Source organism: Luteolibacter yonseiensis (assembly GCF_016595465.1).
GTDB classification, from domain to species: Bacteria; Verrucomicrobiota; Verrucomicrobiia; order Verrucomicrobiales; family Akkermansiaceae; genus Luteolibacter; species Luteolibacter yonseiensis.
This window is the reverse complement of record NZ_JAENIK010000011.1, coordinates 143,232-162,844: the sequence shown is the minus strand read 5'-3', so window position 1 is coordinate 162,844 and position 19,613 is coordinate 143,232. Positions and strand designations below refer to the sequence as shown.

Here is a 19,613-nt window from a genome sequence, read left to right as displayed (position 1 = left end):
TGCGGGATTTGTGGTAGATTTCACGAATGCGGAGCAAATACGAGTTTTTTGCGGATGACAATGACTCAATCGCGTTCCGCATTCACATGGTAAACACGGTATTGCACATTTGTTTGACCGCAATCTTTTTTCTTCCGCCTTTGCCGTTGCGGCGCGCGCGCGGAAGCGACAGACTCGCAGCATGCCCGGCAAAAATCTGCGAGATTCCATCCTCGACGCCTTCCGTTCCGCAAATGGCAATCCCCTTTCCAAATCGCAGCTCTCCCGCGGCCTGAAGCTGCCCGGCACCCGCATCGCCGAGCTCCGCAGCACACTCGATACCCTTGTGAAGGAGGGCCAGCTCAAGGAGGGAAAGAAAAACACCTACCTGCTTCCCTCCGCGCCGAAGGACCAGCTCACCGGCACGCTGAAATTCCACCCGAAAGGCCACGCCTACTTCTTCCCGGATCTCACGGACGAACAGAATCTCGCCAGCGGCATCGATTTCACGCTGCATTCCCGCATTTTCATCGACCGCCGCCACACCGCCACCTCGCTGGACGGAGACCGCGTGGGCGTCTCGATCATCAAGGCCGTGCCGCGTCCGTTCCGCACGCGCAGCGAATTCTCGTCCGACGAGGCGGATGAGATGAAAGGCAGGGTGGTGGAGATCATCGAGCGCCGTTCCGGCAAACTCGTCGGCACCTATCGGAAAAAAGGCGGCTTCGGCTGGATCGACTGTGACGACAAGGCCATCGAAGGCCGTGTGGATGTCATCGGCGACACCACCGCCATGCCGGGGCAGTTGGTCGTCGTGGTGCTGGAGGAATGGATCGACCGGAACAACGACCCGCGCGGACGCATCGTCGAAGTGCTGGGCTGGCCGGGCGACCCGGGTGTGGACATCATTTCCGTGATCCACCGGCATGGCCTGCGTACGTCGTTTCCGGATGCGGTGCTCGCGGAGGCCCGCGCCGTACCGGAAGCACCGGAACCGGAAGAGATCGCCCGCCGCAAGGACTGGAGGGACAAGCTGGTCATCACCATCGACCCTGCGGATGCGAAGGACCATGACGATGCGATCTGGTTGAAAAAACACGCCAAGGGCTGGACCCTGGCCGTCCACATCGCGGACGTTTCCCATTACATCAAGCCCGGCAGCCCGATGGACCAGGAAGCCATCGAACGCGGCAACTCGACCTATCTGGTGGACCGTGTCCTGCCCATGCTGCCGACCGAACTCTCCAACGGAATCTGCTCGCTCAAGCCGGACGTGGACCGCCTGACGAAATGCGCTCTTCTGGAAATCTCCCACGGCGGGGAAATCACGCGGGCGAAATTCATCGATGCCGTCATCCACAGCCGGGCGAAGCTTTCCTACGAACAGGCACAGGCGATCCTCGACGGCAAGCCGGCGCCGGAGGGCTCGGACCCGCAGCTCGCCGGACTGGTCAAGGAAGGCTGGAATCTCGCCTCCGCCATGCGCAAGCGCCGTTTCGAAAACGGAGCGCTGGACCTGGAGATGCCCGAAATCAAGGTCCGTCTTGACGACCAGGGCCGCGCCAGCACGGCCGAACCGGTCGTGCATACGGAAAGCCACCAACTCGTGGAGGAATGCATGCTGGCCGCCAATGAGGCGGTGGCGAAAATTCTCAAGGTCCGCATGAAACCCGCGATCTACCGCATCCACGACGACCCCGATCCGTCGCGGCTCAAGGACTTTACCGAGACTGCGAAACAGCACGGCTACCGCCCGGGCGATCTCACGAACCGTGACCACATCCAGAAACTCCTGGATGAATCCAAGGGCAGTCCCGAGGAACACGTCATCAAGCTGGGCTTGCTGAAAAGTCTCAAGCGGGCCGCCTATTCCGCGGAACCCGTCGGCCACTACGGTCTGGCGAAGCAGGACTACTGCCACTTCACCAGCCCCATCCGCCGCTACGCGGACCTCATCGTCCACCGCGCGCTGCAACCCCTTTTGGAAAACGCGCCGAAACCGCACGACAGGACGCCGTCATTCGCCGAATTACAGGAGATCTCCCGCCACATTTCCGACACCGAGCGCAAGTCCTCCGATGCGGAAAGCGAGACGAAACAGATCAAGCTGATGGAATACCTGGACCGCGTCTCCAAGTCGGACGATCCGCCGCTCTTCGACGGACTCATCACCGACGTCCGCCCGATGGGTCTGATGGTCGAAATTCCGGACATGGGAGTGCGCGGGGTGGTGAAGCGTGAAGATCTGCCGCCAGGTCGCTGGTTTTTTGAGGCGCATCGCAAGGCCTGGGTCTCGACCGACGGGAAAGTCGTGCAACTCGGCATGCGCATCCCGCTGCGTGTCACGAACATCGATTTCGACAAACGCTTCGTGGACTTCGCCGTGGCAGGCAGACCCACCAGCGAGGGCACCCACGTCTCCATCAAGACGCCGGCGAAAAAAATCGCGAAGAAACAAGGCAAGCCGCATACCAAGCCGGCAGGCAAGGCCGGACCCGCGGTGAAGCGCGCGGAAGGCCGCTACGCGAACCCGGGCAAGCCAGGGAAAACCGACAAGTCGAAGAAGACCAAACGGCCGAGGCGGAAGTAAAATCCGCTCCCGTTCATTTCTGCCCGTTCGCGCCCTCTTCCCGAGGGGTGACGAAACGCGTCTTTTCCACGCTTTCCACCTGGGTCACGCGCCCGTCATGGACCGTGATCTGCACGGAACCAAATCGCAGGCTCGCCACTTTCTGGCGCACAACTTCGAGCCATGCCTCGCTGGCGGTTTCGGGAAGAGTGGTTTTCATCGGATGGATCTGGGAAATTCGTACAAATCAAACAAGGCGCATTCAGTTATCTGGAGTTATTGGTATGAAATAAGGCCGATATGCCAAGTAGAATATTGCCCAAAAATAAAGGATTGGTCAAAAAATCCGGGCGAAGTTGGAGTTTTAATCCGAGGTTCAGCAGAATAAATTCGGCTGGACAGACGAATCTCTAGTGATAGGTATGAATTAAATCCGATGCGGCGCACGCCCATCGTTTTTCCCCAACCACACCTCACACAGCCATGGAATTCAACGGACTCGAATCAAGCCGCCCCAGCCTGCCCATCGCCATCATCGGTGGAGGCTTCAGCGGCACTCTTACGGCCATCCACCTTTCCCGGCGCCTGCCGGGTGTTTCCATCATCCTGTTCGAGGAAGGTGGCGAAGCAGGTCCGGGTCTGGCTTACCAAACCGCGGAAACCGGAATGTGTCTCAACATCCCCGCCGGCAGGATGAGCGCCTTCGCAGACCAGCCCGAACATTTCCTCGCCTACGCCCGCCGGGCCTACAACGAGGACACACGGGCCGGCGATTTCCTCCCCCGCTGGGTCTATGGGGAATACCTGACGACCACCCTCGCCGAAGCCCGCTTGGCCAATCCCCTGCTGAAGGTCGAGAAAAAGCGTGTTGTGGATGTCACGGGCATCGACGAAACCGGCACCGCGAGATTGGTTTTCAAGGATCAGAGCACCTTGGCCGTGGAGATCGCGATCCTGGCCACCGGCAATCAAGGATCGGCATTCGCCTCCTCCATCTGGGCCGCCCACACCATCCCCGCGAAGGATCCGGCATCGCTCGCTCTCGTGGAGAACGGGCAGGATGTGTTGATCGTGGGTTCCGGCCTGACGATGGTGGACACGGTCCTGGAACTGACGCGCCGTGGGAAAGCCGGGACGATCCACGCCGTCTCCCGCAACGCGCTGCTTCCGCAACCCTACGCCCAGGCGTCGCCGGTGGATGAGCCGGATCTGGACCACCTGCCTGACTCGAATCTCCGCCAGAGCGTACGGCTTTTCCGCGAGGTCATCCGGGAGCACGAGGCCAAGGGCGGCAACTGGCGGGACATTTTCGCTGCCATCCGGTCAAGCACACCTTCCCTGTGGCAGGAACTGTCGCAAAAAGACCGCAAGCGTTTCCTGCGTTTTCTCAGCCCGTTTTGGGAAATCCACCGTCACCAGTGTTCCCCCGGGGCGCACGAAACGATCACGGAACTCATCGCCTCAGGAAAACTCGTGCTGCACCGGGGCACGATCGTCAATGTCGAGCGTGGCGAACACAAGAAACGCCTCGGCCTCGCGGCCCGCAACCGCGATCTGCCGACAAGGGTGCTTGAAGCCGATCACATTTTCGACGCGACGGGGCCTGCCCGGGACATCGACATGGTCCGCCATCCCCTGATCCAGAACCTGCTGCGGCGGGGATTCATCAAGGCGGACGCATGCCGCCTCGGCGTGGAAACGGCTGCGGATTACCACGCCGTGGGACGCGGAGGAAAAGCTTCGAAATGGCTGTATGTGGTGGGCCCGATGTTGCGTGCGAGGTTCTATGAAGCGACCGCGGTTCACGAACTGCGCCTCCATACCGCCGCCCTCGCAGCCCGCGTGGAATCGGCATACCGCGAGCGCTTCCCCGAGGAAGTCGCGGAAGCGGTGTGACGGGAAGATTCCGGCGCGGACGGTCGCACCGCCCGCGCGCCCTCGCCAAAAGGGCATGCGCTGCCTATAAATCCATGTCACGGCGCTTACCGCTTTGACACGCCCGGCGATTTCCGGCATATTCCGGCACCATGCAGGCCATGCAATTCGAACAATCCGTCGTTTCCATTTTGAAACGCGACCGACGGTTTGACCCTCATGCCTACTTTTTTCTCAAGGACGCGCTCGATTTCACGTTGAAGCGGATCTCCGAGTCGAACGGCGGCAATGCGCGCCATGTAACCGGCCCGGAATTGCTCGCCGGTTATCGGGACTTCGCGCTGGAACAATTCGGACCGATGGCGTCGACACTCATGAACGAGTGGAGCGTGCGGAAATGCCAGGACGTGGGTGACATGGTTTTCCACCTCATCGAGGAACAGGTGTTCGGCAAACAGGACTCGGACAAAAAGGAGGACTTTTCCGAGGTCTTCGACTTCGAGCAATCGCTGGTCACGCCCTTCCTGCCTCGATCCAGGCGGACCAACCCGCGGGAGACCCCGCGTGTCCGGCGCATGGTTCCCTAGGCCTCGGCCTGCGGCACGTTCGGCGGTGGCGGCGGCATCCACTTCGGAGCCCTCGGGGTGATGTCCATGCGGAGGGAGACGACGGCCAGACCGATCAGTCCGGCGGCGCCGCCCCACCCGAGGGTCACCGCGCTGACGAGACCGATGACGAATGGAGCGAAAACCAGCAGGCCGATGATCATGCCGCTAGGGTTCACCTCGTAGGCGAGAATCGAGAGACGCAGGCGCGAGCGGGCGAGCGCCAGACCCGCGAGGGTGAACGCGACGACCGCGCACAACGCGGTGAAGTGATAGAGGAAGCCACATCTCCCGCTCTGCATGCCCGCCCCCAGCAAAGGTGCGGCACACCCCGCCACCATGGAGACCAGATACAGCGCCAGCACCGCGATCCTCACGCCGATGCGTTTGAAAGCCGAGGCTCCTATGGCCCCCGCGCCGATCATCGCGGAGCCACCGAGGATGGTTCCCGCGCAGGCGGCTTCATGCCACCACTCGATGCCGCCCACCATGTAACGCACCAGCACGTAGGGCATCAGCGAGATGAAGGTGAGCGCGCAAAGCCCCCAGAGTGTCAGGAATTTCCCGATGACGATTTTCCAGCGGTCCAGTTTCGTCAGGAGAAGAAGCTCGTGGTTTCCCTCCTCCAGCTCCTGTCCCATCAGGATCACGCCGCTCAACGGCATGATGACCAGACAGATGGCGGAAACGATCATCCAGAAAAGCCCGGAGGTCGCCAGAAGCTCCGGATTGAGCATCCCGGTGTATTCCGAGCTTTCCGAAGCGTGGCCCGTCTGGAATTCCCCCACCATCGCGAGAATCGCGAGTATCTGGATGCCCAGGAACGGGTAGATGAAGCTTCCCCGCCGCAGGCTCTGCCGCAGCTCCTTGGTCGTCATCGGGTCGAACCGGTCCGGCAGATCATTTCTCCATGCGTTTTCCAATGGGATGAACCTGACGGATTTGTTTCCGCAGTGCAAGCCGCTGGACGGGAAACCGTGGAGGGTTATCCTGACGACATGGCCATTGAAACCAGAAACGTCATCGGCGGTGTCCTCCGCCCCTGTTCCACCGACCCGCTCACCGGCTGGCATCGCGACGGCTGCTGCCGCACGGGCGCGGGCGATGTGGGGGTGCATGTGGTATGCGTGAGGGTGACCGCGGATTTCCTGCGGTTTTCAAAACAGTCCGGAAATGACCTGAGCACACCTCGCCCGGAATACGATTTCCCCGGTCTGGTCCCCGGAGACCAGTGGTGCCTTTGCGCGTCCCGCTGGCAGGAGGCTTTCGAGAACGGCCACGCCCCGGACGTCGTGCTGGAGGCCACCCACGAGTCCGCGCTCGAGTTCATCGATCTGGTGGACCTGAAGAGCCATGCGTGCGAACCACGGTGAATGGGGAGGACCGTGCGGGCGATATTCCAGCTCGCCAAATCGCCATGGCGAGGTAATGTTTCGCCTATGGAAATATCTGAAAACGTGCTTCGTCTCGCCAGAGAATATTCCAGTCTGAGCGAAGAGGAGCGGAACGAATTCGCGAGTTTGGTGATTCCGCCGGATGATCGTGAAGTCGGTTTCGAATGGCGTGACGAGATCGACCAACGGGTCCGTGAAATCGATGAAGGCCGTGTCCGGCTGACCGAGGGAGATGATTTCATGCGCCGTTTCAAAGCGGTTTGATCGGCATGTTGGGATTTCGGATACATCCGGAGGCGGATGCCGAGGCCATCGCGGCAGCCAACCACATCAAATCCGACGACAGCTATCAGGGTGAATTGTTCAAATTCGCTCTGGAGGAAGCCATCCAATGGGCGAGAGATGAGCCGCTGATTTACCGACGGTTTCACGGTGAGGCACGCCGGGTGTTTTTGGGAAGATTCCGCTACGCCCTGGTGTTTCGCATCGAAGGTGACGAAATCCAGATACTGGCCGTCATGCATACCAGTCGTAAACCAGGTTATTGGAGAAACCGCCTCCGCAACCAGGAGTGAGGGAACGCCCCATTCATTTTCCCGTCTTCGTTGTGAAAGACGACTCCAGATACCGCCAGCACAACCAAGCAAGGCCCCAGGCGGTGAGCCCGAACACGCCAAGCCGCACCAACTGCCACCACCCGGTGAAAAACGGTCCCCACAACTGCGGCAACACAAAGCCCAGCAGCAGCGGCACCGGCGTGTGGAACAGATAAAAGCCGAAACTCAGTTTCCCGACATGCTGCACGGCGGGATGTTCCAGAAGCTTCCCCAACCCTCCTCCGATGCCTGCCAAGGTTGCTGAAATCAGTCCTGCAAAGGCCACCGAAACCAAGGTTTGTTGGACATAACACAGGCCCGCCACCGACCTGCCCGCTTCACCGAGCGAATAAAGTGTCACATATCCGGCGAAAGCGGCCCATGCCGCGCGCCGCAGCCGCTTGTCTCCCACCTCCATCCCGCGATCCATGGCAAGGGCGAGAAGCGCGCCGATACCGAAATAATCCAGAGCTGACGAGGAGATGGCTTCGCCGTGGTGTATCGCGGGAAACCATTCCGCCAGCACCAGCCGCGTCAGAGGAGCCAGCGCCGCCGCTGTCAGGAAAGCCGCCGTCAGCCCTCGACGGGGAACCAAAAAAACCAACAGGGGCCAGACCAGATAGAACTGCATCTGGATCGCCAATGTCCAATAATGCGCCGTTCCGGATGGCCAGCCGTCCAACCAGGCCATGTGAAAATTCGACCAGTGTCCGAAGTAGGCGGGCCAATGCGCGCGGATGTCCGGCGCTCCCACCGCGATGGCGAAAAGCATCGCCGAGTAGCACGGCACCAGAATGCGGATCATCCGCCGTTTTTGAAAATGGAGATACGTCCTCGCCCGCCATTTCCCGCCCTGCGCTTCCGCCGCCGTGCGCTCGCGCAGAAGGATCCGGGTGATGAGGAAGCCGGTGAGCGTGAGGAAGAAGAACAGGCCGATTTCAAACGGAAACGGCCCGTGCCATTTCGCGGGCAACCAGTGCTGGCACATCACGCCCAGCACGGCGAGGGCGCGCCATCCGTCCAGTTGGGTATTTCGAGTCGCCGCCAAATTTCGCGGAGATTGTCATGAGCCGTTGGAGAGTGCAATGCTGGCGAAACCGTTGGCCGCTTTCCCTGCCAAATACCGCTTGGAATTCCGGTCCATCCGCTGTTTGGTAGCGGCGGGACCATGCGTTGCTTTTATTCACAGGAGCTTGAACTCGATCTGCCGGCCGGACATCCGTTCCCGATGGACAAGTTCCGCGTCTCGAAGGACATGCTTCTCGAGGGCGGCATCCTCAGGCCCGAGGAGATCATCGAGGTCCGCACCGCCGACATTCATCTGCTCCAGCGGGTGCACGAACAGGACTATATCCGCAAGATCGAATCCGGCCAGCTCGGGCGCAAGGAACAACTCCTGCTCGGCCTGCCCGTCACCCCGCAGCTTTACCGCCGCAGCATCACCGAGGTGGAGGCGACGCGTCTCGCCTGCCACGCCGCGCTCGCGGAAGGGGTCGGCGTCTGCCTCGCCGGCGGCACCCACCACGCCTTCCGCGAACACGGCGAGGGATACTGCGTCTTCAACGACGTCGCCATCGCCATCCGCGATCTGCAGGACAAGCAACCGAACATCCGGATCATGGTTGTGGATACGGACGCCCATCAGGGAAACGGCACCGCCGCCCTGCTCGGAAACGATCCGCGCGTTTTCACCTATTCGATCCACGTCGGAAAAAATTATCCGACGAAAAAAATCGAAGGCACCCTCGACATCGAGACCGTCCGCTACGTCGAGGGCGAGATGTATCTGAAACAACTCTTTGTCAGCCTCGCGGGCGCCCTTGACGCGTTTTCCCCGGATCTTGTCATATGGATCTCCGGAGCGGACAACCACCGCAACGATCGCTTCGGCCAGATGCATCTCTCCCTGAAGGACATCCAGCGCCGTGACGAGGTCCTGCTGAGCGCGTTCATCAGGAACAGGATCCCGGTCGCGGTGCTCTACGGCGGAGGCTACAACCGCCAGCCCGAGTTCACGGCGAAACTCCATCGGAACACCGTGGCCACGGCGAAGAAGCTGGCCAGCGAGTTCAGGGGACTGTGACCGGCTTTTTGTGCCTGGCCCGCTGGTTCATTGAGTGGGATTACCTGTCTTGTCGCAACTGATTCCGCTTGCCTTCACCGGTTCCGCCCTCCATTCCGGGCCTCCTTGTTTCCCACCCTTCACGCGCATGAGGAAGAATCGAACGTCCGAGATTTTGGCGGAAATGCTTGTCTCGCGGAACTTCATGGGAATCCGGGCCGCCTTGTCCGGTCTCGCCCCGGCGGACTCCGCGGAGGAGATCGTGAAATTCAAGCCTTCCGAGCGGGCGGCGCTTTTCCGGCTGCTGCCGATGGAGCTTGCGGCCGAGGTTTTCGAATATCTACCCGTAGAGGCCCAGGAGTCGCTGATCCGTTCCCTGGGGGATAGAGAGGCCGCCCGCATCCTCGAAGCGATGTCTCCGGACGACCGGACGGCGCTGCTGGAAGAACTTCCCACCTCGGTCTGCGCAAGACTGGTGGAATCCCTTTCTCCCGAAGAGCGGATGGTCGCACTGCGATTGTTGGATTTCCCCGAAGACAGCATCGGAAGGATGATGACCTCCGAATATCTCACGCTCCGGGCGGAGTGGAGCATGCGGGAGGTGCTGGACCACATCCGCAACCATGGCCGTGATCGGGAGACATTGAACGTGCTTTATGTGGTCGATCCCACGGGAAAGCTGATCAACGAAGTCCGTATCCGCAGTATCCTCCTCTCTCCGCTGGAAACACTCGTGAAGGACCTGCCCGGCGACGTTCTCATCTCTCTCAATGCCATGGATGACCGGGAAATGGCGGTGGCCTCCTTTAGAAAATACGACCGCACCGTGCTTCCTGTTGTCAACGGCCATGGCGGCCTCGTCGGAATCGTGACGGTGGACGACATCCTCGATGTCGCAGAAGAGGAAGCCACCGAAGACATCCAGAAACTCGGTGGTATGGAGCAGCTCGACGAGCCCTACATGGACATCTCGCTCGCCCGGCTGGTGAAGAAGCGCGCCACCTGGCTCATCGTGCTGTTCGTCGGAGAAATGCTGACCGCCACGGCGATGGGCCATTTCGAGGACGAAATCTCCAAAGCCGTCATCCTCGCCGTGTTCGTCCCGCTCATCATTTCGAGCGGAGGAAACAGCGGCTCCCAAGCCGCGACGCTGATCATCCGGGCGATGGCGATCGGGGAAGTGGGACTGGCCGACTGGTGGAGGGTGATGCGGCGGGAAATCCTGTCCGGACTCATCCTCGGGCTCATTCTCGCGGCGATCGGCGTCATCCGCATCGCCGCATGGTCGGCTTTTTCAGACATGTACGGCCCCCACTGGCCGCTGGTGGCCGCGACCGTGGGCATCTCGCTGATAGGGGTGGTGTTGTGGGGCACCCTTTCGGGATCGATGCTGCCGTTTCTCCTCAAACGCGCCGGTCTCGATCCGGCGACGTCTTCAGCCCCGTTTGTCGCCACACTGGTGGACGTGACAGGCCTGATCATTTACTTCGCCGTGGCAGGGGTGGTGCTGCATGGCACTCTGTTGTGAGCCCCGTTCCGGCCAAATTCTAAGGAATCTGGATTTGTCGCGTCTTGGTGATAGGTTCATCGCGAACCAGCTTATGAAAATCAACCGACTCACCGCACTCACAAGCCTCGCCTGCACTTCCATTCTGTCGTCGCAACCCGCGCTGACAATCTACAACCAGAACTTCGCGGTCGTCCGCGACAAGGTGGCTCTGGACCTCAAGCAAGGAACCAACTCCGCCGTCTACACCGGGGCGACCCTCCATCTCGAACCTGATTCGGTCGTGCTCCGGGATCCTGCCGGCAAGGTGGATCTGCGCATCCTCGAACAGAGCTACCGTGCGGACGTGCTTTCCCAGGGACTTCTCCTCTCGCTCAACGAAGGCAAGGAAATCGATTTCCTCACGCGGAACCCCGACGGCCGCGAGACCACCATCCGGGGAAAGATCATCCGCTCCGGCTACACTCCCAACGCGTCCGCTGCACAACGCTATGGCCACGAATTCTATAATTCCCAGACGGTCTACGGAAATCCCCAGACCGGAGGTTCTCCGATCATCGAAGTGAACGGGCAGCTGCGTTTCTCGTTACCCGGCGAACCGCTGTTTCCCTCCGTGGGAGACGACACCATCCTCAAGCCCACGGTCAGCTGGCAGCTCGCCAGCGACAGCACCACCAAACTCGATGCGGAACTCAGCTACGTCACCGGCGGCATGAGCTGGGAGGCGGCCTACAATCTCATCTCCCCGGAAAACGGCGACACTCTGGATCTGGTCGGCTGGGTTTCCGTCGACAACCAGTCCGGCCAGACATTCGAAAAGGCCGTGCTCAAGCTCATGGCGGGGGATGTGAACAAGATCCAACCGGGAGAAGGCGGAGCCGTGGGGTATGCGGGCAGGAGCGACATGCGACTCGAAGCAAAACAGGCGACCGAGGTCACGGAAAAATCCTTCGACGAATACCACCTGTATTCGCTCCCCAATCCCACCACCTTGCGGAACCGCGAGACGAAGCAGGTTGAATTCCTCCGCGCGACCGGCGTGAAGGCGAAGACCCTGTATGTCTACAACGGGGCGAGCATCCCGTGGCAGAACTACCGGGGGTGGTCGGAAGACAATTTCCGGGAGGACAGGAATTTCGGCACCAAGTCGAATCCCAAGGTCTGGGTGATGAAGGAGTTCAAGAACACCAGGGAAAACGGCCTTGGCATTCCCCTGCCCAAGGGACGCACCCGCTTCTACAAGCAGGACGACGCCGACGGCCGCCCGGAATTCACCGGGGAAAACACCATCGACCACACACCCCAAGGCGAAGATGTCCGCATCTACACCGGAGATGCCTTCGACATTGTCGGCAGCCGCACCCGCACCGATTATCTCCTCAACAACAATCAGGATCAGGCGGAAGAGTCGTTTGAGATCAAACTCCGCAACCGCAAGAAAACTCCCGTCGAGGTACAGGTGGAGGAACAGCTCTATCGCGGACTGAACTGGGAGATCATCCAGAAATCCGACGATTTTGAAAAGGCCGACGCCCGCAACATCCGGTTCCGCGTCACGCTGAAGCCGGACGAGGAACGGACGGTGAGCTACCGCGTGAGGTACAACTGGAAATAAATCCCGCTCACCTGATCACCGCCGGCGGCGGGAACGGCTGTTCGGAAATGATCCAGTCCTCATTCTTGTCGGAAAACGTCTTCAAGGCCCACTCGCTCGGCAGCAGCGCGACCAACCAGCCGTTGGAGTCCCTCGCAAGCGCGGCGCCGAGCGACAGCGCCGGCCGCGCGTCCGGCGCGAGCGGATCACCTTCTTTCGGCTTCAACCAGCGGGCGAGCGACCAGTTCGCCTGCTCGATGCGGGTTTCCGCCGCGTATTCGCCTTCCAAGCGGTATTGCAGCACCTCAAACTGGAGCGGTCCGACCGCCCCGAGCAACGGGATCTGGGGTCCTTCGTTGTCGATCAGCGTGAACTCGCTCGCCACGCCTTCCTTGAGAAGCTGTGCAAGGCCGTCCCGGAAGCGTTTGTATTTCGCGGTGCTCTTGTTGTGCAGGAAGGAAAAACACTCCGGCGCGAAGCGCGGGATCTCATCGAATGTCACGCCGGGCTTTGAGGAAAGCGTGTCGCCGATGAGCAGGTCGTAGTTCCCGACAAGTCCCACCACATCGCCGGCGAACGCGTCATCCACCGTCTCACGGTCGCGGGCGAAGAGGCGCTGCGAATTGGCGAGGCGGACCCGGTCTCCGGTACGGCCGTTCAGCACGTCCATGTCGCGCTCGAACTTGCCGGACACGATCCGCACGAAGGCGATCCGGTCGCGGTGCTTCGGGTTCATGTTCGCCTGGATTTTGAAAACGAAGGCGGAAAACTCCTCCGACGCCGGATCGATGATCATTTCCCCGCTTTCGCGCGGCATCGGTGGCGGCGAGAGTTCGAGGAAACGGTCCAGCAGGAGCTGCACACCGAAGTTGTTCGCCGCACTGCCGAAGAAGACCGGAGTGAGTTCTCCGGCGAGGACTTTTCCCAAGTCGAACCCGGCACCGGCACCTTCCAGCAATTCAAGTTCGTCGCAGACCTGTGAATAGGTCGCCTCCTCCATCGCGGCCTTCACATTCTCGTCCTCGATGCCCCGCACGCTCACCGGCGCGCGATACGCCCCGTGCGCGGTCCGCTCGAAAAGGTGCACCTGCTTCTGTTCGCGGTCATACACGCCCCGGAAGCGCGGACCGTCACCGAGCGGCCAGTTTACGGGGAATGCGTGGATTCCCAACACGGATTCCAGCTCGTCCAGAAGGTCCATCGAGGGCCGGGCCGGGCGGTCCAGCTTGTTCATGAAGGTGAAGATCGGCACGCCGCGGCGGCGGCAGACTTCGAAAAGTTTCCTCGTCTGGCTCTCGATACCCTTGCCGGCATCCACCACCATGACGGCGGCGTCCACGGCGGTGAGCACCCGGTAGGTGTCTTCCGAGAAGTCCTTGTGCCCCGGAGTGTCGAGGATGTTCACGACGCAATCCTTGTATTCGAACTGCAGGACGGTGGAGGAAACGGAGATGCCCCGTTGTTTTTCCAGATCCATCCAGTCCGAGGTCGTGGCGCGCTGGTTTTTCCGCGCGGTGACGCTTCCGGCGAGATTGAGCGCGCCGCCGTAAAGCAGGAATTTTTCCGTGAGCGTCGTCTTTCCGGCGTCCGGGTGGGAGATGATCGCGAACGAACGGCGGCGCTTCACCTCACGCTGCAGGGCGGGCGACGGAATGGAGTAAGGTGAGGCGGACATGGAAATCGGGCCGCAGGGACTACCCGCCGCCGCGCTTGGGATCAAGTCTGGATAAATTTGCCGCGGATTTCGGCCACCGGCCACCGCTCTCCGACCTTGCGTGGGGACGATTGCTTGACCAGATTCGGGCGAAATCCTCCGCCCCCGATGTCGATCACTCCCCCTCCGCAACCGCGCCGTTATGCGATGTTCATTTCCTACCGCCATGCGGACAACCTGGAGATGGGCCGGAAATGGGCGACGTGGCTGCACGAGAGCGTGGAGAACTACGACATCCCGGTGGATCTGGTCGGCAAAACCAACCTGCGCGACGAACCTGTCCCGGCCACACTCTACCCGGTTTTTCGCGACGAGGAGGAGCTGCCCGCCGACGCGGATCTCTCGAACAACATCCGCCGCGCCTTGGAAAACAGCTCGCTGCTGGTGGTCCTGTGTTCTCCCCGCGCGGTGCAATCGCGTTTCGTCGCCGACGAGATCCGCTATTTCAAGGAGATCGGAAAAAGCAGCCGCATCCTCGCGCTGATCATCGATGGCGAGCCGAACGCTTCCGACGATCCGGAAAAAATCGCACGTCTCGGCGCTGCGGCGGAGTGTTTTCCCGAGCCTCTGCGCTTCGGCGTGCCTGATGACAAGGGTGTGCTGGATTGGTCCGCCCGCACCGAACCCATCGCCGCGGACTGCCGGCCCGGCGGGCATTCCGGACAGGGTTGGACCACCGCGGCGGCCTACGAGATCGCACTGGAGAAACAGGGCATGTCCCGGGTGGAACGCTCCGCCGCCGTGCGGGAATACGCCGAACGCCTGGAACTCGCGAAATTGAAAGTCATCGCCGGTGCCATCGGCATGCCGCTGGGTGAACTCACCCGTCGGGACAAGGTGCGGCAGCTCCAACGCGCCCGCCAGCGAGCCCGCGTGCTGACGATGCTGAGCTCGGTTTTCGCCGTTCTCGCGATCGCCGCCGGAGTGCTCGGCTGGATGGCCAACGAAAAGCGCAAGGAAGCCACCACCCAACGCCAGGCGGCTGTAAAGGCCAGCGCGCTCGCCGATGCCCGCCGCGTCGAGGCGGACGAGCAGCGGTCCGTCGCCGTGACGGCACAGGGGGAAGCCGAAACCGCCCGAAATCTGGCGGATACCGAAAAACGACAGGCCGTGGCCACGCTCGCCACCTCGGATTTCCAAGAAGGCATCAACCGCCTCTCGGACTCCTCCACCGCCCGTGCGGGGCTTGCCTACCTCGCCCGCTCCGCCCGTTCCGGACACGAATCCGCCGCCATCCGGACCTGGATCTTGTTCCAACACCAGCCGTTCTGGCTGCCGACGGAAAATCAGGAAACACCGCCAGCCTCCTATCAGAAACACCTGTCGTCCATCGAACCTCCGCCTGCCTTTCAAAATGTGAAACTGGGCGCGGAGACACTCGCTCCCACCTGGTATGCGGAAAGCGCTGATGGAAAACGCTGCATCACCGTGATCAGCAACTTCATCCCGGGAGAAGGCGGACACGTCTCATTCCGGTTCTGGGAAACCACGGGAAAACCGATCGGCGCGTGGCATGACGTGGTTTACGAAGGTGATTATTATCTCAGCGGCATCGTCGGTGCCACGCTTTCACCGGATGGGAGGTTTGCCGCGATCATCGCTTCTCCCTGGAGGATGCCCCAATACGTCGAGGTATGGGACGTCGATCACGGAAAAAAAGTCGGCGAATCCATCCCGGCGGATGGAGCCCAGCCAAATTACCAGGGCGGCGCGTTCAACGATGTGTGGTTCGTTTCAGGTGGCAAGCGTCCGGGGCCCCTGCTCGTCACGCTGTCGAATCGAGGAAACGCCTCCGTCCACTCGTTGTATACGGAGGAAGAAGGAGCTTCGATGACCCCGCCCCTCGTCCATCCGCACGCGCAGTCGGTCAACGTGGCCGCCATCGACGTGGATTCCGGTGTTTTCGCGAGTGCCGCGGCGGACAGATCCATCCGCATTTCCCGCCTGTTCGAGGAGCAAATACCCGCATGGCCGATCACGGCGCCCAGCGGGATCGGTGGATTGAAGATCGATTCACCCGAAAAAATCAGCGCGTTGTTGGACGATGGGAAGACCACCGGCTGGACTTACTCCAAGCCGCCGACCGCTCCCGCACCGGAGCAAAAATCGCTCGTCATGAACGAAGCGTCCGGCTTCGAAGAAATCCGGCCCTCCGGCGAGAATGAAGCTCCTCCACCGCCCGGCGACCACCGGGACAAGCTTGAGCTGCGGGTGGTGAACGGCTCCGAACTCCAGCTCATCGAAGCGCCGCCCTCCGGTAAAGTGCTGTGGAACCACCGGTTTTCCGCCCCCATCGCCTTCGTCCGTTTCCTTGATGGTCCTAAAATCCTGGTCCAAACGGAGTTCTTCACGACGGAAATCTGGGATACGACCCAGAACGCGCTGGTCCATCCGGTCATCGACGAGTCACCTCTTTTTGACGGCGACACCGCCGCTGATACCACGTTGCTCAGCTCGCTTTCGCCCGATGGCAGGCTCGCCCTGACCCGCAGCTTCCAGTGGGTTCCGCCCAACGTCGGAGTCTATGGCTTCACGTTGTGGGATCTCGCCAGCGGCAAGCCGCTCACCGGGCGTCGGGTTTCCTACAACAACATCGCCACGGATGAAGTCCCGGAATCCCACGCGGAGTTCAGCAGCGATGGTAGATTCCTGCTCTTCGGCCAATACGGCAAAGAAGTACCGAAATCGGTGAACGCCTACCTGCAATTGATCCCGCCCGCCGCAGTCCTGCCACTCATTCCGGATCTCGCCGAGGCGCTTGCCGGACAGAAGTTGCAGGCGGATGGCAACCTCGCCCCCATCCACACGGACCCGGCAACCGTTCGGGATGCCGTGCTGAAGGCGATCGCAGCGCCGTGAAGGCGTGGCGCTACTTCTTCCGCCGCTGTCCCTGCCACTCCCACAGTTCGTTCAGCAACAACCGCTCGCACTGGCGGATAATGACCTGCACCGCACTCGCGCATCGGGCTTCCGCGAGCTTGGGGCGGATTTGTTGCAGGGTTCCCACAAGCTGCCGGTAAAGCCCGGCGCGGCGCTTGAATTCGAAGATTGAAATGATCGCCATGCTCCATGCGGCGATCCCCGGCAGCACGGAGGGAATGAACTCCATCCCCCAGGTGTCCCATTGCGGCGGGACTTTCCACATTTTACCAAGCACCATCAGGTTCGTCAGAACGGTGGCTCCGGTGAAAACCACGGCACCCCACGAGGCGAACCAGAACACCTTGCCGAAGACCCGCATCTTGCGGGATGCCTGGCCGCCCTTGGATTTGAAAAAGCCGATCTGATCGTCGATGCGTTCCTTCAGGTAGGCATCGCGTGCGGCCTGCCAGCCCTTGCGCTCGGATACCAGACGCAGCGCCGCGCTGCGGATGAAAGGAGCGTCCTTCTCGAACAATTCCAGCCCCGGCGGCCTCAACGGGCTGCCCGGCTCATGCGATGCCATGAGGGACCTCAACAACTCCGCCCTCACCCGGTCCTCCACCCAGCCTTCCTGAATCCTCAACCGCGTGCCCACCCATGGCAAGGCCGCCGCCACCATCGCCATCAGGAACTTGACCGCCGCTCCGATGTCCTTTCCCGCGGAAAGGAAAAACACCACCAGCACCGCCTGCAAAAATGTCGCCAGATGGTTCACCGACATCGAGCCCGCCGCGAACCACCTGGACCTCGGAGCCCGTGAGACCGCGCGGTGGTCCAGTTTTTCAAAAACCTCCGCCACCGTACGTCCCGCCGGGAGATCGTGGAAATGCACATCCTCCACCGCTTCCGGCGCGGAGCCGGCCTGCCAGCGGACCTCAAGAGTGGCCGTGTTGATGATGCGGGAGGGCACGCCCCATTTCTCCGCTTCCGCCACTGTTTCCGCAGTGCCGCCGCGGCCTCTCGCGGGCAATCCGTTCCATGCGAAAAGCATGCGGTCCGCCACTTCAAGCACCTCCCTCGCCACCACATGATACGCTTCCGGGGCGTCTTCATTTCCCGGTGCGACCTCACACCACGTCGCCGCCGCCATCCTGGCCTGCGCCTTCCGCCACTCCGATGGGTCGTCAAAATCCGCGGAAAAACGTTCTTCCGCGAAAGGCAGGATGACCACCGTCCGCAGCCCGGCCTCCTCACAAGCTTCCAGAAACAACAGGTCCGCCCCCGCCGCGGCACTGGCCAGGCCCACCACATCTCCATTCAGACTGGCGGAAAAATCGTCGAGTTCCTTGCGGATCACCGCTTTCAAGGTGGCTGCATCATCCACCTGACGATGGCCCGCGAAGCCGATGAACCAGGCCCTCCTGAACAATGTCGGGTCACTGGCTTTCATCCGATCCGGGGGCTTTCTTCAGAACGCATGGTTCATTTCCCTACAAGCTCCGGCGGCCTGTCAATTCCCGCTTTGCGCCGGGCCTGGCGTTTCACATCCTCGCGGCATGCGAGAGGACACCCGACGATGGATCGAGCAAGACCAGGCCCGCTGCTGGCACCCCTTCACCCGTCAGGCGGAGTGGTGCGCGCGCGGCCATGAGCCGCTCGTCATCACGCGTGGAGAGGGATCATGGCTGTGGGATTCGGAGGGCAGGAAATACCTGGATGGGAATTCCTCCATTTGGACGAACATCCACGGTCACGCCCACCCCGCGATCAATGCGGCCATCCTGGAGCAGCTCGGAAAAATCTCCCACTCGTCATTCCTCGGCTTCACCCACCCGCTCGCCGCGGAACTGGCCACCCGGCTTTGCGCGTTTTTCCCGGAGAACACCCTGGAGCGTGTCTTTTTTTCCGACGACGGCTCCACCGCCGTGGAATGCGCGCTGAAGATGGCGGTGCAGTACCGGATGCAAACCGGCGCGCCGGACAGGAACCAATTCGTCGCCTTTTCCAACGGCTACCACGGCGACACGCTGGGAGCGGCATCGCTCGGCGGAGTGGGACGCTTCTTCGAACGGTTCCGCAATACCGGCTATCGCGTGCGGCACGTCGCCACCCTTGATGAACTCCGCGCGTTGTCACCGGAGGAAATCGCCGGCGTCGTCATCGAGCCGCTCATCCAGGGCGTCAACGAGATGCGCCCGTGGCGCGGCGGCATGCTGGCGGAACTGCGCGAATGGTGTGATGAAACGGGCGTCCACCTCATCCTCGACGAAGTGATGACAGGCTTCGGCCGCACCGGAAGGATGTTCGCCTGCCAGCATGAGGAGGTGATCCCGGATTTCCTCTGTCTCGCGAAAGGCCTCACCGGCGGCTACCTGCCGATGGCCGCCACGCTCACCACCGGAAAAATCTACGACGCCTTCCTCGGAGACGCGGAAAAGGCTTTCTACTACGGACATAGTTACACCGCGAATCCGCTGGGATGCGCCGCAGCGCTCGCCAGCCTCGACGTTTTCGAAACGGAAAAAACCCTGGCCCGTCTGCCGGAGAAAATCTCCCGTCTTTCAAGCAGGCTCGCCACCCTCAAATCCCGCCACCCCGTCATCCACGAGATCCGTCAATGTGGTTTCATCGCCGGCATCGAACTCCGCCGCCCGGATGGTGAGAAATTCCCGCTCGGCGAACGTTTCGGCGAAGCCATCTGCCAGGCGGCCCGGGCCCATGGCCTGCTCACCCGCCCGATTCTCGACACCATCGTGCTGATGCCGCCGCTTCGCACGTCGCTGGAGGAAATTGATTCCGCCATCGCAGCCCTGGACTCCTCGCTGCCATGAGAATGGAGACGTCCGTCCGCCGGTC

Annotated in this window: 16 protein-coding genes; 11 read left to right on the top strand and 5 right to left on the bottom strand. The window is 61.4% G+C overall.

Going from position 1 to position 19,613, the window contains the following annotated elements:
* Positions 1–181: 181 nt before the first annotated feature.
* Entirely contained in the window at positions 182–2,569 is a 2,388-nt protein-coding gene (rnr, locus tag JIN84_RS10405) for a ribonuclease R (protein ID WP_200350983.1), read from the top strand.
* 13 nt (positions 2,570–2,582) lie between these two features.
* Here rnr and JIN84_RS10400 read toward each other — a convergent pair whose 3' ends face one another.
* Complete coding sequence (locus tag JIN84_RS10400; RefSeq protein ID WP_200350982.1) at positions 2,583–2,768, bottom strand: YezD family protein; 186 nt, start codon at positions 2,766–2,768, stop codon at positions 2,583–2,585.
* A 263-nt stretch (positions 2,769–3,031) separates the two neighbouring features.
* Between JIN84_RS10400 and JIN84_RS10395 the strand changes: the two genes are divergently transcribed.
* Together JIN84_RS10395 and JIN84_RS10390 are read left to right on the top strand one after the other, a co-directional pair.
* Entirely contained in the window at positions 3,032–4,444 is a 1,413-nt protein-coding gene (locus JIN84_RS10395; RefSeq protein WP_200350981.1) for an FAD/NAD(P)-binding protein, read from the top strand.
* A 131-nt stretch (positions 4,445–4,575) separates the two neighbouring features.
* Positions 4,576–5,010 carry a Minf_1886 family protein gene (locus JIN84_RS10390; RefSeq protein WP_200350980.1) on the top strand — a complete coding sequence of 145 codons (435 nt, stop codon included), beginning with the start codon at positions 4,576–4,578 and terminating at the stop codon, positions 5,008–5,010.
* On the opposite strand, the gene JIN84_RS10385 is transcribed toward JIN84_RS10390, so the two are convergent.
* Positions 5,007–5,987, bottom strand: a complete 981-nt coding sequence (locus JIN84_RS10385) for an ABC transporter permease (RefSeq protein WP_200350979.1) — start codon at positions 5,985–5,987, stop codon at positions 5,007–5,009. The two genes, JIN84_RS10390 and JIN84_RS10385, sit on opposite strands and share 4 nt — an antisense overlap.
* Positions 5,988–6,026: 39 nt before the next feature.
* Here JIN84_RS10385 and JIN84_RS10380 point away from each other — a divergent pair, with 39 nt between their 5' ends.
* The 3 genes from JIN84_RS10380 (at position 6,027) to JIN84_RS10370 (ending at position 6,997) form a co-directional block, all read left to right on the top strand.
* The gene (locus JIN84_RS10380; RefSeq protein ID WP_200350978.1) at positions 6,027–6,401 is read left to right on the top strand and encodes a DUF2237 family protein; all 375 of its coding nucleotides are present in this window, start codon (positions 6,027–6,029) and stop codon (positions 6,399–6,401) included.
* Between the two features lie 66 nt (positions 6,402–6,467).
* The gene (locus JIN84_RS10375; RefSeq protein ID WP_200350977.1) at positions 6,468–6,686 is read left to right on the top strand and encodes a hypothetical protein; all 219 of its coding nucleotides are present in this window, start codon (positions 6,468–6,470) and stop codon (positions 6,684–6,686) included.
* A 5-nt stretch (positions 6,687–6,691) separates the two neighbouring features.
* Positions 6,692–6,997: a type II toxin-antitoxin system RelE/ParE family toxin gene (locus JIN84_RS10370; protein WP_234043492.1), complete on the top strand. Its 306-nt coding sequence runs from the start codon at positions 6,692–6,694 to the stop codon at positions 6,995–6,997.
* A 13-nt stretch (positions 6,998–7,010) separates the two neighbouring features.
* Here the strand turns inward: JIN84_RS10370 and JIN84_RS10365 are convergent, their stop codons facing one another.
* A complete protein-coding gene (locus JIN84_RS10365) occupies positions 7,011–8,066 on the bottom strand; it encodes an acyltransferase family protein (RefSeq protein WP_200350975.1) in 1,056 nt (351 codons plus the stop codon).
* Positions 8,067–8,186: 120 nt separating this feature from the next.
* Here JIN84_RS10365 and JIN84_RS10360 point away from each other — a divergent pair, with 120 nt between their 5' ends.
* The 3 genes from JIN84_RS10360 to JIN84_RS10350 all read left to right on the top strand — a co-directional run bounded on the left by JIN84_RS10360 (position 8,187) and on the right by JIN84_RS10350 (position 12,202).
* Positions 8,187–9,101, top strand: coding sequence for a histone deacetylase family protein (locus JIN84_RS10360; protein WP_200350974.1), 915 nt, complete (start codon positions 8,187–8,189; stop codon positions 9,099–9,101).
* A gap of 127 nt (positions 9,102–9,228) precedes the next feature.
* Positions 9,229–10,608 carry a magnesium transporter gene (gene mgtE, locus JIN84_RS10355; RefSeq protein WP_200350973.1) on the top strand — a complete coding sequence of 460 codons (1,380 nt, stop codon included), beginning with the start codon at positions 9,229–9,231 and terminating at the stop codon, positions 10,606–10,608.
* Between the two features lie 73 nt (positions 10,609–10,681).
* Positions 10,682–12,202 (top strand): DUF4139 domain-containing protein, encoded by a 1,521-nt coding sequence (locus tag JIN84_RS10350; RefSeq protein ID WP_200350972.1) that lies wholly within the window; start codon positions 10,682–10,684, stop codon positions 12,200–12,202.
* 7 nt (positions 12,203–12,209) lie between these two features.
* On the opposite strand, the gene JIN84_RS10345 is transcribed toward JIN84_RS10350, so the two are convergent.
* Positions 12,210–13,856 carry a peptide chain release factor 3 gene (locus JIN84_RS10345; protein WP_200350971.1) on the bottom strand — a complete coding sequence of 549 codons (1,647 nt, stop codon included), beginning with the start codon at positions 13,854–13,856 and terminating at the stop codon, positions 12,210–12,212.
* Between the two features lie 147 nt (positions 13,857–14,003).
* On the opposite strand from JIN84_RS10345, the gene JIN84_RS10340 reads away from it, so the two are divergent.
* Positions 14,004–16,754: a toll/interleukin-1 receptor domain-containing protein gene (locus JIN84_RS10340; protein ID WP_200350970.1), complete on the top strand. Its 2,751-nt coding sequence runs from the start codon at positions 14,004–14,006 to the stop codon at positions 16,752–16,754.
* Between the two features lie 10 nt (positions 16,755–16,764).
* Here the strand turns inward: JIN84_RS10340 and JIN84_RS10335 are convergent, their stop codons facing one another.
* Positions 16,765–18,207: a hypothetical protein gene (locus JIN84_RS10335; RefSeq protein ID WP_200350969.1), complete on the bottom strand. Its 1,443-nt coding sequence runs from the start codon at positions 18,205–18,207 to the stop codon at positions 16,765–16,767.
* A gap of 106 nt (positions 18,208–18,313) precedes the next feature.
* On the opposite strand from JIN84_RS10335, the gene bioA reads away from it, so the two are divergent.
* Positions 18,314–19,588, top strand: a complete 1,275-nt coding sequence (bioA, locus tag JIN84_RS10330; protein WP_200350968.1) for an adenosylmethionine--8-amino-7-oxononanoate transaminase — start codon at positions 18,314–18,316, stop codon at positions 19,586–19,588.
* Positions 19,589–19,613 lie beyond the last annotated feature (25 nt).

Bases quoted from the DNA above. Each gene is read 5' to 3' on its own strand.
- mgtE (WP_200350973.1), top strand. From the start codon at position 9,229: ATGAGGAAGAATCGAACGTCCGAGATTTTGGCGGAAATGCTTGTCTCG.
- JIN84_RS10395 (WP_200350981.1), top strand. From the start codon at position 3,032: ATGGAATTCAACGGACTCGAATCAAGCCGCCCCAGCCTGCCCATCGCC.
- JIN84_RS10375 (WP_200350977.1), top strand. From the start codon at position 6,468: ATGGAAATATCTGAAAACGTGCTTCGTCTCGCCAGAGAATATTCCAGT.
- JIN84_RS10370 (WP_234043492.1), top strand. From the start codon at position 6,692: ATGTTGGGATTTCGGATACATCCGGAGGCGGATGCCGAGGCCATCGCG.
- rnr (WP_200350983.1), top strand. From the start codon at position 182: ATGCCCGGCAAAAATCTGCGAGATTCCATCCTCGACGCCTTCCGTTCC.
- JIN84_RS10360 (WP_200350974.1), top strand. From the start codon at position 8,187: ATGCGTTGCTTTTATTCACAGGAGCTTGAACTCGATCTGCCGGCCGGA.
- bioA (WP_200350968.1), top strand. From the start codon at position 18,314: ATGCGAGAGGACACCCGACGATGGATCGAGCAAGACCAGGCCCGCTGC.
- JIN84_RS10335 (WP_200350969.1), bottom strand. From the start codon at position 18,207: ATGAAAGCCAGTGACCCGACATTGTTCAGGAGGGCCTGGTTCATCGGC.
- JIN84_RS10350 (WP_200350972.1), top strand. From the start codon at position 10,682: ATGAAAATCAACCGACTCACCGCACTCACAAGCCTCGCCTGCACTTCC.
- JIN84_RS10340 (WP_200350970.1), top strand. From the start codon at position 14,004: ATGTCGATCACTCCCCCTCCGCAACCGCGCCGTTATGCGATGTTCATT.
- JIN84_RS10400 (WP_200350982.1), bottom strand. From the start codon at position 2,768: ATGAAAACCACTCTTCCCGAAACCGCCAGCGAGGCATGGCTCGAAGTT.
- JIN84_RS10390 (WP_200350980.1), top strand. From the start codon at position 4,576: ATGCAGGCCATGCAATTCGAACAATCCGTCGTTTCCATTTTGAAACGC.
- JIN84_RS10345 (WP_200350971.1), bottom strand. From the start codon at position 13,856: ATGTCCGCCTCACCTTACTCCATTCCGTCGCCCGCCCTGCAGCGTGAG.
- JIN84_RS10380 (WP_200350978.1), top strand. From the start codon at position 6,027: ATGGCCATTGAAACCAGAAACGTCATCGGCGGTGTCCTCCGCCCCTGT.